This is a genomic window from Sphingobium sp. PNB (assembly GCF_019873065.1).
GTDB lineage: Bacteria > Pseudomonadota > Alphaproteobacteria > Sphingomonadales > Sphingomonadaceae > Sphingobium > Sphingobium fuliginis.
This window is the reverse complement of record NZ_JAINEZ010000043.1, coordinates 25,792-41,435: the sequence shown is the minus strand read 5'-3', so window position 1 is coordinate 41,435 and position 15,644 is coordinate 25,792. Positions and strand designations below refer to the sequence as shown.

Annotated in this window: 11 protein-coding genes; 3 read left to right on the top strand and 8 right to left on the bottom strand. The window is 60.3% G+C overall.

Annotation, left to right across the window (positions count from 1 at the left end):
- Nucleotides 1–376 precede the first annotated feature (376 nt).
- Together K7W03_RS15375 and K7W03_RS15370 are read right to left on the bottom strand one after the other, a co-directional pair.
- Nucleotides 377–2,767 (bottom strand): TonB-dependent receptor, encoded by a 2,391-nt coding sequence (locus tag K7W03_RS15375; RefSeq protein WP_222886743.1) that lies wholly within the window; start codon nt 2,765–2,767, stop codon nt 377–379.
- A 158-nt stretch (nt 2,768–2,925) separates the two neighbouring features.
- Nucleotides 2,926–4,176, bottom strand: a complete 1,251-nt coding sequence (locus tag K7W03_RS15370; RefSeq protein WP_222886742.1) for a cytochrome P450 — start codon at nt 4,174–4,176, stop codon at nt 2,926–2,928.
- A 106-nt stretch (nt 4,177–4,282) separates the two neighbouring features.
- Here K7W03_RS15370 and K7W03_RS15365 point away from each other — a divergent pair, with 106 nt between their 5' ends.
- The gene (locus K7W03_RS15365; RefSeq protein WP_176598818.1) at nt 4,283–4,966 is read left to right on the top strand and encodes a TetR/AcrR family transcriptional regulator; all 684 of its coding nucleotides are present in this window, start codon (nt 4,283–4,285) and stop codon (nt 4,964–4,966) included.
- A gap of 3 nt (nt 4,967–4,969) precedes the next feature.
- On the opposite strand, the gene K7W03_RS15360 is transcribed toward K7W03_RS15365, so the two are convergent.
- Genes K7W03_RS15360 through K7W03_RS15350 form a run of 3 tightly spaced genes read right to left on the bottom strand, consistent with a single transcriptional unit; the run spans nt 4,970 to nt 9,444 of the window.
- Nucleotides 4,970–8,449: an indolepyruvate ferredoxin oxidoreductase family protein gene (locus tag K7W03_RS15360; RefSeq protein ID WP_176598817.1), complete on the bottom strand. Its 3,480-nt coding sequence runs from the start codon at nt 8,447–8,449 to the stop codon at nt 4,970–4,972.
- On the bottom strand, nt 8,442–9,149 hold the full coding sequence (locus K7W03_RS15355) for a glutathione S-transferase family protein (protein ID WP_176598816.1): 708 nt from the start codon (nt 9,147–9,149) through the stop codon (nt 8,442–8,444). The genes K7W03_RS15360 and K7W03_RS15355 overlap by 8 nt, the downstream gene beginning before the upstream one ends.
- Nucleotides 9,136–9,444 (bottom strand): Rieske (2Fe-2S) protein, encoded by a 309-nt coding sequence (locus K7W03_RS15350; protein ID WP_176598815.1) that lies wholly within the window; start codon nt 9,442–9,444, stop codon nt 9,136–9,138. The genes K7W03_RS15355 and K7W03_RS15350 overlap by 14 nt, the downstream gene beginning before the upstream one ends.
- 215 nt (nt 9,445–9,659) lie before the next feature.
- Here K7W03_RS15350 and K7W03_RS15345 point away from each other — a divergent pair, with 215 nt between their 5' ends.
- Nucleotides 9,660–10,679, top strand: coding sequence for an AraC family transcriptional regulator (locus tag K7W03_RS15345; RefSeq protein WP_226870198.1), 1,020 nt, complete (start codon nt 9,660–9,662; stop codon nt 10,677–10,679).
- Between the two features lie 15 nt (nt 10,680–10,694).
- Here the strand turns inward: K7W03_RS15345 and aldA are convergent, their stop codons facing one another.
- The 3 genes from aldA to K7W03_RS15330 all read right to left on the bottom strand — a co-directional run bounded on the left by aldA (nt 10,695) and on the right by K7W03_RS15330 (nt 14,675).
- Complete coding sequence (gene aldA, locus K7W03_RS15340) at nt 10,695–12,122, bottom strand: aldehyde dehydrogenase (RefSeq protein ID WP_176598813.1); 1,428 nt, start codon at nt 12,120–12,122, stop codon at nt 10,695–10,697.
- 17 nt (nt 12,123–12,139) lie between these two features.
- The gene (locus K7W03_RS15335; RefSeq protein WP_222886740.1) at nt 12,140–13,357 is read right to left on the bottom strand and encodes an alpha-hydroxy acid oxidase; all 1,218 of its coding nucleotides are present in this window, start codon (nt 13,355–13,357) and stop codon (nt 12,140–12,142) included.
- Nucleotides 13,358–13,424: 67 nt separating this feature from the next.
- Nucleotides 13,425–14,675, bottom strand: a complete 1,251-nt coding sequence (locus K7W03_RS15330; protein WP_222886739.1) for a cytochrome P450 — start codon at nt 14,673–14,675, stop codon at nt 13,425–13,427.
- Between the two features lie 240 nt (nt 14,676–14,915).
- Here K7W03_RS15330 and K7W03_RS15325 point away from each other — a divergent pair, with 240 nt between their 5' ends.
- On the top strand, nt 14,916–15,635 hold the full coding sequence (locus tag K7W03_RS15325; protein ID WP_176598810.1) for an ester cyclase: 720 nt from the start codon (nt 14,916–14,918) through the stop codon (nt 15,633–15,635).
- Nucleotides 15,636–15,644: the final 9 nt, after the last annotated feature.

Sequence of the window (15,644 nt, the reverse complement as noted above, 5' to 3'; positions counted from 1 at the left end):
AATCCCGGTGACGCACCCAGCCCGTCACCGTGACCAAGACCGAGAAACTCTAGCCCCAGGTGGTCCAGAGAATGGTGTCGGATCAGAAGGAGCCGGACTCTACCTCTGAATGGTAACAATCAGGGGAGCACGTCAGTCCCTTTTCAGATTGGCTGAGAGACTTTTGGAAATGCGCGAAAGATCGCATTTCGATGCCGCACGAGCCTTCTCCCTTACACGACCACCCAACGGCAGTATCATATTGGTGGCCGGATGGGGGAGAAGGCTGGTGCCGCATGCGCTAAAAAGGCGCATTTCCAAACACCTCTCTGACAAAGAATGTGCTGCCACCTTGCGATGACAGCACATCCAGCGACCCTCCACTGCCCGTCGAGGATTATCTGAAACCGAACTTCAGGGTTACGCCATAGGTAGCCGGCCGGGCGGCGTAGCGAACGACCACATCCTGGGTGACGAACTGATTGCTCCAATAATATTCATTGAAGACATTGCGCCCCCAGACCGACAGGCTCCACCTGTCATCCAGCGCCTTGATGCCGGCACGCATGTCTACAGTCTTGAATGAGCCGATGACGGAAGAAGGCGCGACGCCCAGCGTGGAGCTCGTCTTGCTGTTGTACAGCATATTTGCTCCCATAAAGGCACCAAGACTGTCGTTCAGATTCCACTCATAATTGATGTCACCCACCACATGCCATTTCGGCGAGAAGGGCAGCGCCGATCCGCTGAAGTCGCCTGACACGCGCTCATTATTGATACCGGAGAAATTCAGAACCTTTGAGTCGACATAGGTGACGGCGCCACGCAAGATCAGGCCGGAAACCGGACGTGCCGTGATTTCCACCTCTGCGCCGTTGATCCTCGACTTCGGCACATTCACCAGCTTCTCCAGCTGGTTGAACACAGGGTCGATCACCAGACCGCGGATCTGCTTGTCCTTATAGATATAATGGAAGGCAGCCAGATTGAACTGAAGCGCGCGGTCCATCGCCGAAATCTTCGCGCCGACTTCATAGGCCGTCACCGATTCCTGCGTGACGGGCGAGAGCTGCGCAGTCGTGGACGCCGGCAGTGTCGGGAAGCTGCCCGATTTATAGCCCCGCGATGCCAGAGCATAGAGAAGAATGTCCCGATTTGGCTTATAGTTGACGCCCAGACGCCAGGAGAAATTATCTTCTTTCAGACTGTCGGTATAGGGCGTGCGTGTGTTTTCGAAGGTTGTCGCATCCATGCTGAGGCAGGATGTCGGGCCAAGCGGAGCGCCTGGCGTACCTGAGATCGCATCCGAGAGTATCTTGAATGTGGTCTGCATGCCAATGTCACCGGTCATGCAGGATGTGTAGTCATTCTTGCTCTTCGCATAGCGAGCGCCCGCCAACAGGGTAAGCTCCCGCGTCACCTCCGCCTCGACATTACCGAAGATCGCCCAGTCCTTGATATCCTGGGTGATCGTCGTCGTGGAAGCCGCAATCCATGGCCCACCAGGAAGAATGGCCGTATTGGTTGAGTCGCCAGTTAGAATGTCGTTGGCGCTACGCACCTTGTTCTTCGCATAGTTGCCGCCGAGCAACCAGTTGATGCCATGCATATCGCCGGAAAGCCGCAGTTCCTGACTGAAACTCTTGACCCGCCCGTCGGCATTGACGCCGGCATTCTTCAGTGAAGTACCATCGCGGTCGACCGAGTAATTCTCATTATAACGCGAGAAGGCCGTGATGGACGTGAGCGTTATATCATCCGTCAGTTCATAATCGCCGCGTAGCGACAGTTGATAGAAGCCATCGTCCCGCGTCAGATCCCGATCGGAATCCCAGTCTGCGGCCCGGGCGTTCTCGGGCGCAGGGCTGAGAGTGCGGAACACGGCGATCCGACGCAGCGTCTCGGTCAGATCCGCAGCGCCAGCTGCTGCCGCGAACGGCGCTGTTGTCTCGTTCAGCTGGAGGAAAAGGCCCTGAAGCTGGCCCGCCTGCGTGTCGGACTTGTCCCGCCAGCCATTGGCGCTGAACAAGAGAGTCAGGCGCTCGCTGGGCTTCCATTCCGCCTGGAAACGCCCGCGCAACTGGTCCTGTCGCCCGAGGCTGGCATCGCGGTTATAATTATATTGCCACGGGCCAGAAATGGTCGCAGCTCCCGCCAGACGCACGGACAGCGTATCGCTGATCGGACCACTAATGAAGGCTTCACCATCGAAGGTATCGAAACGACCATAAGATGCCGTTATACCGGCCTCAAGAGACTTGGTCGGCTTGGCCGCGATATAGTTGATCGCCCCACCGGTCGAGTTCTGGCCGAAGAGAATACCTTGAGGCCCTTTCAGGACCTCAACACGCTCCAGGTCTAGAGACACGCCCTGCGTGAATGCGCCATAGGCCAGTGGAACCTGATCCACATAGACGCTCACAGCGGGGCTGGCCCCCAGCGTGTAATCATTGAACCCTACGCCGCGGAGCGTGTAGAGCGGGGTCCCGTCCTGACTCTTGGTGAATGTGAAGCCGGGCGTGATCTTTGCCAGATCGCCCGCGCTACCCACACCCGCCGACGCCAATTGATCGGCAGAGGCCGCCGTGATCGACAAACCGACATCGTTCAAATTCTGCGCACGCTTCTGCGCAGTAACGATGATGTCTGCAACACCGCCGGAGGGAGTTTCTTCAGACGCTTGCGCAGGTGGCGCGGTTTGTTCCTGCGCAAAGGCTGAAGCAACATGGGTGATCGCAATCACAGAGGCTGCAGTCGCAAGAAGTCTCGACGAGAATTTCGTCATCATATTCCCCTCCAGAACGTGCGGCTTTACTCGATGGAAGCCGCATTTTTACTGTGCATCCTGTGATAGACCATATGGAGGATGATAACAGGGCGCACCGTGCCAGTTCGGGGCGAAACGCGCCATGGTTGAGCGATTGGCATCCCATGTGCCACACTACCTCATGAAGAGGCCCCATTTCCTGCGGTCGGCCAAACCAATTCCAGCGTCTCCAACCCGCAAGTTACGCCAAGCAGATTGAACGGTTTTGCCCCTGGTTTCAGTGAGAAGTCCGGGATTCGCCTCAACCACTCCCGCAGGAATATGCCAATCTCACGACGCGCCAGTGTCGCGCCCGGGCAACTGTGCGGCCCAGCCCCAAAGGCAAGGTGCCGCGCCGGCCGCTCTCGATCGAACCGGACTTCCAGCGGATTGTCGACGCGGCGATCATCCAGGCCGCAGAGCATGTTGATGGGCAATATCGTGTCATTTTTCCGGAAGGTCACGCCTTTATATTCGAAATCTTCCTGGATCACGCGCGCCGCCTGGACGATCCCGAACCGACGAAAAAGCTCCTCCATCGCGTCGCGAACAAAGCGATCGTCATCCAGCCGTTCGATCAATGTCGCACGGTGCTCCGGATGCGTAGCGAGAAACAGCGTGATGTACGACAGCATGGCTGCGATCGTATCGAGTCCCCCGAACAGGATCAGGGTCATGTAGGAGATCGCGTCCATTTCGCTGATCATCTCGTCGCCGACTGATGCATTGACGACGATCGAGGCAAGGTCATTGCCCGGATTGGCACGGCGGGCGCGCACGATGTCGGTCACATACACGAAAATCGCCTGCTGCGCTTCCTGGCGAGCTTCCAGCGTGCCACCCTTGATGAACTTTTCCACGAGCGGAAGAAGCCGGTGCCGCTCTTCCCGAGGAAGATCGACCAGGTCGAGGAAGATGTTCATGGGCATGATGTTGGCAAAATCCGCCACGAAATCACATTCGCCCTGGCCGATCAGCTCATCGATCAGATCATCGACCAGCTGACGCACGCGTGGCTCCATGTCGTCCACGATTTTGGGAAAAAGAGCGCGACTCAAAGGCTTTCGCAACTCCGTGTGGAGTGGTGGGTCCGTCTCCAGAGGCAATGAGCGTGGCGCATTGTCATCGCGTGGCAGAAAGACCCGCTTGCTGGAAAAGCGCGCGGGATCACGCAACATCATTTCCACATCCTCGGCCCGGGTCGCAACCCAATGTCCGCCATTGTGCGGCGTCCAGAAAATGTCTGGGCTCGCCAGCTGGACGGTGTGAAAAGCAGCTTGAGCATCCCAAGCACCGCCGGGAACACTATACATGTTGAAATCAATCACTAGCGACAGCGGCACATGATCGGGCCGAACCGCCAGCGAGACACGTTCACCAGCTTCCTGCATCCACTCTCTCCAGAAATTATGCCGCTGGATTAGATATTATTGAACTTACCTTCAATAACATGGTATGAGCGAAACGGGCCATGTCCAGGCAGATCATGACAAAACGATGCTGCGCCGCTTTTGGCAATTGCATCGCCATTTGAGCACCATATGGATTTTTGAGATGAACGCGGAAAATCAGCGCTCGCGAAAGGAAAGGGCGCCCCGCCTCTCACCAGGCGCGCGTCAGGCACAGTTGCGGGCTATAACGCTGGAGCTCCTGGCCGAACACGGCCTTGGTCATACCAACCACACGATGATCGCGAAGCGTGCGGGCGTGTCATTGCCCACCATGATGCATTATTATGCAGATCATGACGATCTTGTGCGGGATGTTCTCAACGAAGTCGCGAATTTCCTTCTGCACGGAATTGCCACGCGAGCCGCCGCAGAACAGGTTGATCCGCTTGCCGCGTTGGAGGAAATGCTCGTCTCGCTGGCGCGTTCGATCGACACGCATCAAGATGTTGTGCGCACGTGGCTCGACTGGAGCACGGCCACGCGTCACCCCACATGGCCCCGCTATATCGCCTTTCGCGAGGCTGCCTGCGCCGTGGTCGGAAAAAAGCTGAAAGAAGGAAAGGCTGACGGCACCATCAGCAAAGATTTGGTGGTCGAGGAGGCCGCAGAAGTGGTCGTCGGCCTCGCGCACATGATTGCGCAGATGCGTTTCACCGGGTCCACGGTTGCGCAGACCCGGCTTGCAATACAACATCTGCTCACCGGCTATCTGGGAGGAAAGCCGCGCTAAGGGTCAGCTGACCGCGACCTCCCGCTCAGGTGCCGCGACTGCACGGGTTTCTTCAAACTTGCGCAATATGGTCGGTTCGAGTGCTTTCACCTGTTCGACATTGGCGTGCTTGACATGTCCATAGCCGCGAATCTGCGCAGGCAACGAGGCCAGTTCTACAGCGGCGGCGTGGTTGGCGGGGGTCAGCCGGTCTGCGACCATGCGCATCTGCGCTTCATAATGGTCGATCAGCCCCCGCTCCATCCGACGCTCCTCGGTATAGCCGAAGATGTCGAAGGCGGTCCCACGTAGTCTCTTGAAGCGGGCGAGGACAGCGAAAGCCTTGCCCATCCATGGACCGAACTCGCGTTTGATCAGGTGCCCATTCGCATCGCGCTTGGAGAAGAGCGGCGGCGCGAGATTATAACGCAGCTTCGCGCCATTCTCGAACGTCTCCTTCAGCTGCTGCTGGAACGCTGGGTCCGCGTGCAGGCGAGCCACCTCATACTCGTCCTTGTAGCTCATCAGCTTGGCGAAGTTGCGAGCCACCATGACCGATAGAGTATCCTTGCCCGGCGCGGCCTGCTGTTCCGCATGTCTCACCAGGTCGACAAGGTCGCGATAGCGCTGGGCCCAGGCTGCATTCTGATAGCCAGTAAGCAGGCCAGTGCGGTGGGCGACAATATCGTCAAGTTTGGTCAGCGGCTGGAACTCGATCTCCTGCACATGACTCACCACGGCCTGTTCGATCCGCTGCGGGTCGACCGCCTGGAGGCGCCCGAGCGCGAAGGCTGCCTTGTTGAATGGGATCGCCACGCCGTTGATCTCGACCGCCCGCTCGATCGCTTGCGGAGAGACCGGCAACAGGCCAAGCTGGCTCGCATAGCCAAGCATGAACAGATTGGCGGCGATGGTATCTCCGAGCAATGCCAGGCCAAGGCCAGTGGCGTCGACGCTTTGCAACTGCGCGGACATTTTACCGAGGCGGCGAACCAGCAGCCCCTGATCCAGGGTCAGGTCTGGATTGCGCTGGAAGGCCGGCGTTGGCGTGACACGGGCGTTGACGACGGTCTTCGTCCGCTCGCCGTCCAGGGTGATCGCCGGTTCCTTGGAGAGAGCCGCGACGGCATCGAAGGCCAGCGCTAGATCCGCCTCGCCGATGCCCAGTTTCTGCGCACCCAGATCCTCATTATGCGCGGCGATGCGGACATGGCTATATACCGCGCCATTCTTCTGGCTAAGGCCGGTCATGTCGAACACCGATGTCGACTTGCCTTCCAGATGCGCCGCCATGGCGAGCAGCGCGCCGATGGTGACGACGCCGGTCCCGCCAATGCCCGACACCATGATGTTATAGGCGCCGTCCTCGAGGGAAACGAGAGCCGGAGACGGAAGAGCGATGTCGGTCTCACTCGCCAGCTGCGCCTTTTTGGGCTTGCGCGGCTCGGCGTCCAGCACCGTCACGAAACTCGGACAGAAGCCCTTCACGCAGCTATAATCCTTGTTGCAGTTCGACTGGTCGATTTGCCGCTTGCGCCCCAGTTCGGTTTCCTTGGGCCAGACGCTGACGCAATTGGACTGGACCGAGCAGTCGCCGCAACCCTCGCAAACAGCCGCATTGATGAACATGCGCTTGGCCGGATCGGGGAACTTGCCCCGCTTACGGCGACGGCGCTTTTCCGCGGCGCAAGTCTGTTCATAGACGATGACCGTGACGCCCGGCACGTTGCGCAATTCCTTCTGAACCGCGTCATAGCTGTCGCGATGATGGACCGTGACCCCGGCGCCAAGGCCGCTATGCGACCCATAAAGTTCAGGCCTGTCCGTCACGACGACGCAGCGTGTCGCTCCTTCGGCCAGCACCTGCCGGGTGATGTCACCGGGCGTCAGCGGTCCGTCCACCGGCTGACCTCCGGTCATGGCGACGGCATCGTTGAACAGGATCTTGAAGGTCATGTTGACCTTCGCCGCCACGGCGCCCCGCACCGCCAGCAGGCCGCTATGATAATAAGTGCCATCCCCCATATTCTGGAAGATGTGATTCATGTCGCTGAAATAAGCGAGGCTGTACCAATGCGCGCCCTCCCCGCCCATCTGCGTATTGGGCAGCATTTCCGGGCCGGAATACATCGCCATCGCATGGCAGCCGATGCCGCCCGCGGCGATCGATCCTTCAGGAAAGCGGGTGCCTGTATTGTGCGGACAGCCTGAGCAGAAATAGGGCGACCGCCCGGCATCGGCGGGCTTCAGCGCCGCAACCGTCGCCATTTGCCGCGACAGGCGTTCGGCGCGCTCCGCCAACGCTGCATCCTCGACGCCCAGACGCTGCAGCCGCTCGGCAATGACGATCGCCAGTTGCACCGGCTCCAGCTGTTCGTCCGCCGGAATCATGGCAACGCCATCTTCATCGGTCTTACCGACGATGCGCGGCATGTCCGGCCGGCCGTAGAGGATCGCCTTGGCCTGGTTCTCGACCAGCGGGTCCTTCTCCTCGATGAACAGCAACTCGCTCTGGCCGGCGGCGAACTCGACCAGCCCTTCGCGCTCCACCGGATACATGCAGCCCAGCTTGTAGAAGGACAGGCCGAGCGCCGCCGCGGCTTCCCGGTCCAGCTCCAGCATCTTGAGCGCCTGGCGCACATCCTGCACCGCCTTGCCGGTCGACACGATGCCCAGACGCCGCTGCGGCGCGTCGATCAGCGTCCGGTCGATGCCGTTGGCGCGCACGAACTTGCCGACCAGCGGCCAGCGATAGCGCTTGAGCACGATCTCCGACCCAATGCGGTCGAGATGGGTGGGGTAATTGTGGAAGCCATTGGCCGGGGCCGGACCGCGATCGGGACAGACGGGGCCATTGTCCCGCATCTCGATGTCAACCGTCATCGTCTGCTCCAGCGTCTCGTTGGTCAGCTTGAAGCCGGTATAGAGGCCTGTATAGCGCGACATGGCAAAGCCCAGCAGGCCCAGATCGATCACATCCTGCACGTCGGACGGCGCCAGGATCGGCATGCCCGCATGCATCAGCGCCATCTCGCTCTGATGCGCGACGGTCGACGATTTGCCCGAATGATCGTCCCCGGCAACGATCAGCACGCCGCCATGGGGATGGGTGCCCGCGATATTGCCATGCTTGAAGGGATCTCCCGAACGATCCACCCCCGGCCCCTTGCCGTACCAGATCGCGAACACGCCGTCGCGATGGGCGCCCGGCGTGGTCGCCAGCATCTGCGTGCCCCAGACCGCCGTCGCCGCCAGATCCTCGTTCACGCCGGGCTGGAACAATATGTCGTGGCTCTTGAGCAGATCCTTGGCCCGCCACAGTTCCAGGTCATAGGTGCCAAGCGGCGATCCGCGATAGCCCGAGATGAAGCCCGCCGTATTGAGCCCCGCCCGCGCATCGATCTCCTTCTGGAGCAGCGGCACGCGGATCAGCGCATGGGTGCCGCTCATGATCACCCGGCCTTCTTCGACCGTATATTTATCGTCCAGTTTCACGTCACGCATGATGGGTCTCTTTCAGCTCCGGCTCATGCCAGGCGGCCGCCTTGTCGCGGAGATAGGCAGCAAAGGCGGTGTCAAAATCGGTGAGAACCGTCCGGCTACTCGGCCGGTCGGCGATCAGGTTGAACCAGTTGCGCAGGCCGTCGACCTGATCCAGCAGGGACATGTCCCAGGTGAAACGCGCCACCCGCTCCCCAATGTCGAAGGTGTAGAAGGCGAAGAGGTCCGCCGTCGTCAGCTCTTCGCCCATAAGAAAGGGCTTCAATTCCACCAGATGGCTGAGTGCGCGCATTGCTCGGTCAAGGGTTTGGCGCGCCGCTTCGGTGGTGCCGGGCGCATTGCAGCCACCCATGAACACACCGGGAAATAGCGAACGCAGCGGCGTCTCGACATAGAGCTGCACGATGTTCGTGACCTGCCGCGCCTTCGCCCGCCCGAACGGCTCGTCCGGCAAAAGGGGAATGCCGCCTGTCGCCTCCTCCAGATAGTCGAGGATCGCCACCGTCTCCGCGATGCAACCTTGCCCTGTCTCCAGATAGGGGATCTTGCCCATCGCGCTGCGGGCGAGAAATGCGTCATCCTGCCTCGCCCGCTCCACGACGATCTCGAACGGCACATCCTTCTCGATCAGCGCAGCGCGCACCGTATTGAAATAATTACTCACGGCATAGCCGTGCAGCCGCAAGGCATCAGGCCGGGACATTGACCGAGACCAATATATCGTCGCCATCCCGCGTGACGGCATAGGTCGTCAAGAGCAGGTCAGGATCCTCTTCACAGCTGCCTGAGGGAAGATTGAAGGTCCAGCCATGCCAGGGACAGATCAACTGACCGTTGCAGATTTCGCCCTGATGCAATGGTCCCTGCGCATGCGGGCAGCGCGCCGCCGTGGCAACCGGCTCCCCGTCGACGAGAAATACCAACAGCTTGGTTTCGTCGACAGAGGCCCGGATCGGCTGACCGACCTCCAGATCTGCCATGGTTCCTACCTTGTGCATCCTGCCCGCTCTCCTTGCGCCATTTAGGCCCTTATTCCGGCCTAACCTGATGCCCGACGTTGGGGCATGGCGGACAGCGCCATGTCACAGCAAAACGTGACAGGACGCCCATTTTTGCCACAAATTCGTTGACGCACCGGGGGGAAAGCGCGACGCTACGAGCAGCAAAAAGGGACAATATGTCCCTGTCGCTTCAGGAGAGTGACGTGACTGGAATGGGCGTTTCGCGGTCGGCATCAACCGGCTGGGTGCTGGCGATCATCCGCGCCATGCGAACCGAAGGCGTGGACACCGACGCCGTTCTGTCTGAGATCGGAATGGACCCGGCGCTTCTGGAAGGCGGCTTCAGCCGCTATTTCCAAGCCGATGTAGGGAAATTGTGGCGCCGCGCAGTCGAACTCACGGGTGATCCCGATTTCGGCTTCAAGGTCGCGGCCGAAGTGCGTCCGGCGACCTTTCATGTGGTCGGCTATTCGATGAGCTGCTCCTCGACCCTGTCAAAGGCCTTACATCGCTTTGCCTATTATTGCCGATTGATATCGGATTCGGCCGCCGCGACCCTGACGGAAACGCAGGATCAGGCCATGCTGGAGTTCCACTTCGATACTGGCGGCGCGCCTCCGATCTATCAGACCGTGGATACCGTGGTCGCCAGCGTCCTGTCCTATCTTCGCTGGATCATCAACGAACGGCTGGTGCCGGTCGAGGTCCGCTTTGCCCATGAAGTGCCGCAACAGACGGCCAATTTCTCTAAATTTTTCGGCTGTCCGGTGCGGTTCGAGGACGCGCAGAACTGCATCATCTTTCGCAAGCGGGATCTGGAACGCCGCATCCTATCGTCGGATGAGGAACTGGCTTCCCTGCTTGACGGGGCGGCCAATCGCCATCTGGAACAGCGCATGGCTGGGCGCTTCGCGACCCGGGTCCGGGACCTGATGATGGCGCAGTTGCCCGATGAAGTACCGTCCAAAGTCGAGACTGCCAGGCGCCTCGGCATGACGGAAAGGACTTTGCTGCGACGGCTGAAAAATGAAGGCACGACCTTCGCAGATGTACTTCAGAAGTTGCGCGAAGAGCTGGCATTCCAATATCTTCAGCGCGGCATGTGTCTGAGCGAAGTCGCCTATCAACTGGGTTTTTCCGACAACGGAACTTTCTCTCGCGCCTTCAAACAGTGGACGGGGCGCCGCCCGAGCACCATCTTCAGCGAAGAGCCGGGAGAGAAGGCGGCCTAAGCCGCCTCCGATCGATCAGGTCTGGATATAGGCGACCTGCGTGTGCGTATATTCGTAAAGCCCATGCTTGCCGTCCGTGCCACCTATACCGGACTTGCGCACCCCGGCATGAAAGCCCTGGATCGCCTCGAAATGCTCCCGGTTGACATAGGTTTCACCGAAACGAAGGTCGGAAATCGCCTTCATCGCTGACGACAGGCTGCGGGTGAAGATGGAGGAAGACAGGCCATAGTCGCTGGCATTGGCCAGCGCGATACCCTGGTCGAGATCGTCGATCTCGTTCACCACGATGACGGGTCCGAAAATCTCCCGGTGCATGATGTCCATATCCGGCGTGGTCCCGGCGAGCACAGTCGGCCGGTAATGACAGCCCGCCCCCTCCAGCACAGCGCCACCTGCCAGGACTTCCGCGCCGAGCGAGCGCGCATTGTCGACGAGCGCCTCGATCCGCTGTACCGCTGCCCGATTGATGACCGGCCCCATCGCCACTTGCGCCCCGCCCAGAGGATCGCCCTGGCTGATCCCGCCGACCGACGCGGCCAGCTTGTCCCGGAATTGTTGCGCAACACCCTTCTGAACATAGACCCGCTCGGCGCAGTTGCACGCTTGCCCTGTATTGATCGTCTTGGACATGGTGAGCGTCTGGACGGCCAGATCCACATCCGCGTCATCAAGAACAATCACCGGTGCCTTGCCGCCCAGTTCCAGGTTGACCTTGGTCACATTTCGGGCGGCGCTGGCCATGATCGCAGAACCGGCAGCCGAACTGCCGGTGAAGCTGATCATCTGTACGGTGGGATGCGACACCAGCGCCGCCCCGGTCGTTTCACCCCGCCCGCAGATAAGATTGAATACGCCCACCGGCAGGTCCGTCTCGGCGACTAGCCTCGCGAAAGCCGCCGCGCCGAATGGCGTTTCTTCAGACGGCTTCACGACAATCGTATTGCCGGTGACGAGCGCGGGCGCCACCTTCCGCGCGACCATGAAGAAGGGGAAGTTCCAGGGCAATATGCCCGCCACCACGCCCATCGGCCGCCGGAACAGCAGCATGGTCTCGCCTGGCCGGTCGCTTGAGATGACCTCGCCCTCGATCCGCCGACCCCATTCGGCCATATAGTCGAGATATTCGGCCGTCAGCGCGACTTCCATCTCCGCAAGCGGCAGTATCTTGCCCTGCTCGAGCGCGGTGATCCTGGCCAGTTCGGGCAGCTTTTCCCTGATCTTCGTCGCGATCGCCCGCAGAGCCAATCCGCGCGTATGCGCCGGCAGGCGCGCCCAGTCGGCCTGCGCCGCTTCAGCAGCGCGCAGCGCGGCATCCACCACGCCCCTGTCGGCATCAGGCGCCCGCCCGATCACATCTCCCGTAGCGGGATTGAGGACATCGATCACGCCGTTCGCCGACGTGAATTCGCCGCCAATATAATTTTCGAAGCTCAGATTCATGGTCCGTCCCGCCGTCATCAAAGGATATTGCGCAAAGGGGTCGCCGAACGAGCCGACTCCTGCGTGCGAAGGAAGTCCGGCACTTCGCTCGCGAGCCGGATATGGTTGCGGCCAAGTTCGCTGAGACTGCCGCAACCGAGCAACGCCAAAGTCCGTTCCGTCTCCGCTCGCAGCAATTCAAGCACCCGCCCTACACCGGGAGCACCGAAGGCGCTGAGGCCGTAGAGATAAGGCCGCCCCGCCATGCACGCCGTCGCCCCCATCGCCAGAGCCTTGACGATATGACTGCCCCGCCGGATGCCGCCATCCAGGATCACCTCCAACCGGTCGCCGACCGCATCGACTATGTCCGCCAGCAGATCGATCGTGGGCGGCACGCCATCAAGCTGACGACCGCCATGATTGGACAGGATGACGGCCGTTGCTCCGGCCGCTGCCGCCATGCGCGCGTCGCGCACGGACTGGATGCCCTTGATGGCGAACGGGCCACCCCAATATTGCGCGACACGCTCTACCGCAGCCCAGGTGATGTTCCGTTCCATGCGCGCTGCGAAATAGGTTGCAAGGGTCGAAAGATCGCCGCTTTCCGCGTTCGCCGGACCGACGTTGGGCAAGCTGAAAGCAGGACTCGTCAGATAATTGACGCACCAGCGAGGACGCAATGCGAAGGACAGAATACTGGCTGCTGTCAGGCGGGGCGGCACGGTCAAGCCCGTGCGCAAATCCCTTTCCCGATTGCCTGCAACGATCGTGTCCACCGTCAGGCAAAGCGCGTCGAATCCCGCTGCCTTGCAGCGGTCGATCATCGCGAAATTCAGCTGCTCGTCATTCAACAGATAAAGCTGGAATATCTTGGGGCCCGCGCTGCTTCTGCCCACATCCTCAATGCTGGAGGTCGCCATGGTCGACAGCGCATAGCCGACGCCGCTCCGCTCAGCCTCGCGCGCCACGCCCAACTCGCCATCACGATGGAACATGCGGGTCATGCCGGTGGGCGCAAGCAAAAGGGGCCAGGCAAGGTCGCGCCCCAACACCCTTCGCCCCATATCGACCGAACGTATGTCCTTCAGATAGTCAGGCGCCAGATTATACCGGTCAAATCCTTCAATATTGGCCAGCATGGTGCGCTCATCATCGGCGCCCCCGGCGATATAATGATAGAGCGGCGCAGGCAGGCGTTTGCGCGCCAGCCGCTCGAAATCGGCGATATTATGGCAATTGCCGGTTCGAGCCATGCCCGTCAGGCCTCCCTAACAGACGCCCTTCGGGCGCCCTTTTCTTGTCATCGCAGCGCTAAGAAAGTCACCGCACCCTGTAGCGCACCGGAAGGACATGCGGTCCGCGTGCGAAATAGGAATCTAGCCAATGAACCTCATCCGAAACCGGCTCGATCAGGGAGAAGCGCGAGAAGATGACTTCCAGCGCCGACTTGGCTTCCATCCGGCTGAGATAGTTGCCGAGGCAAAAATGAGGCCCCTGCCCGAAGGACATGAGCGGCACCTCGATCTTGCGGTCTATATCGAACACTTCAGGATTGTCGAACTTGCTCTCGTCCCGGTTGGCCGAAGCAAGGATAGGCATGATCGCCGACCCGGCTGGGATTTTCACGCCGGCGATTTCCGTATCGATCGTCGTGTGACGGAAGATGATCTGGACCGGCGGATTGTACCGCAGCACTTCTTCCAGCACGGCCGGTATCAGGCTGTGATCCGCCAGCACACGATCGAACACATCGCGATGCCGGTTCAGTTCGATCAGCGTGGTGCCAAGCAGGTTGGTCGTCGTCTCGACGCCTCCGATCAGCAGCAATATCGCCATGGAGAGGACTTGGTTGCGCGTCAGCTTCTGCCCGTCAACCTCGGTGGTGATGAAGGTGGAGATCAGGTCATCGCCCAGATTCTTCACCCGCTCGTCATACAGATCCTCGAAAAAGTCCCGCATCTTTTTGGTGCTGGCTGCGATATGAGCGAGCTTTTCAGGTCCATAGGCAGCCCGGTTGGCCGCTGACAGCACATCATCGACCCAGACCTTGAACTCCGCGCGGCGCTCGGTTGGCACACCCAGAACCTCGGCCACGACCGTCACCGGGTAAAGGGCGGTAAATTCCCAGGCGAAATCGAACTCCCCTTCCGGCCCGTGCTTAGCGATGATGTCGTCCACCAGCAGGTTGGCAATCTCATAGGTACGATCGCGAAGACCATTCACCTTGGAGGGCACGAACGCCTTGTTGGCGATCCTGCGAAGCTGCATGTGGCCGGGCGGGTCCATGGAGATCATCGGCGCTTCCTCAGGCACCGGATCATATTCGCCCAGCAGCGCCGGCCAGAACTGGCCAGAACTGAACGTTCGTCCATCCTTCAGCAACGCGTCGATGTCATCATAGCGCGCCACGCCATAGGCCTGGAGGCCAGGCAGCCATTTCACCGGCTCATTGCGGCGAAGTTCGACATAATAGGGATAAGGCTCATGCTTCACATCCGGGTTCAGCGGATCATAATCCAGTTTTCCGCTTGCGCCGCCGGCATTGGCTTCCATGATCGCCGTCATCGTCATCCAACTCCACATTATCGCGCCAGCCGTTGGGACAGCGCTGTTGTTGGGGCGAGACTGCGCTATTCCGGGCCGGGATCGAAGGGCGGTTCGTGCCAGTCAAAGGCAGGATGTGCCAGATATGCCCTTCCTGTCACGTTTCGCCCTCAACTGACCCAATCGGCTGTAGATTCCTTACGGTTCAACCGACACACTCCGATCCAGACAGGCAATAACGACCGGTAGCAGGAGAGGCCCAGAGCCATGCATATTTTGTACGCCCCCTTGGTGAATGACGCCCATCTGTCGCCCGAGCAGCAGGACGTGCTGCAACGGCTGCGGAGCGGCACATCGATCACGGCCGACGCCCCGATCGCTCAGGGCGGCGGCGCGCGCGAGCATAAGAGCTTCGAGGCCGCCCAGGATTGGGTCACAGCCTTTTTCGACAAGGGCGCCGAAGAGGTGCTGGGCTATTATGCCGATGATTTCGTCTGGGAAGATATCGAGTTCATGCAGACGATCACCACGAAGGAAGATCTCTACAAGGCCTTCGTCGTTTTCAACAACAGCGGTCCGGAAAGCCCGTTCGGCGTGCACAAGTTCGAGGTTCTGACCTATGATGGCGGCCCGGCCGGCCGCTCACGCGGCGTGCGCCGCACCGAGGGCCCACCGCCCGAATGGCAGGGCGGGCTTGAGGGCGACTATGCCCGCTTTGCCAACAATATCTATCTTGGCGCAGACCTCGACTATGACGAGTGGGGCTATATGCAATGGGTGTGGAAGGCGACGCATAACAGCGACTTTTTCGGCATCCCCGCCGCCGGCAAGACCACGGTGACGCGCGGTACAACCACCCAGATGTACAAGAACGGCAAGATCGTCCGCTGCCGCACCCACTGGAATTTCCGTGAATTCGCCATGCAGCTCGGCATCATTCCGCCGCCGGATGAAGCATGGCGCAACAATCCGGGCCTCAACGCCTGATTGGACAGG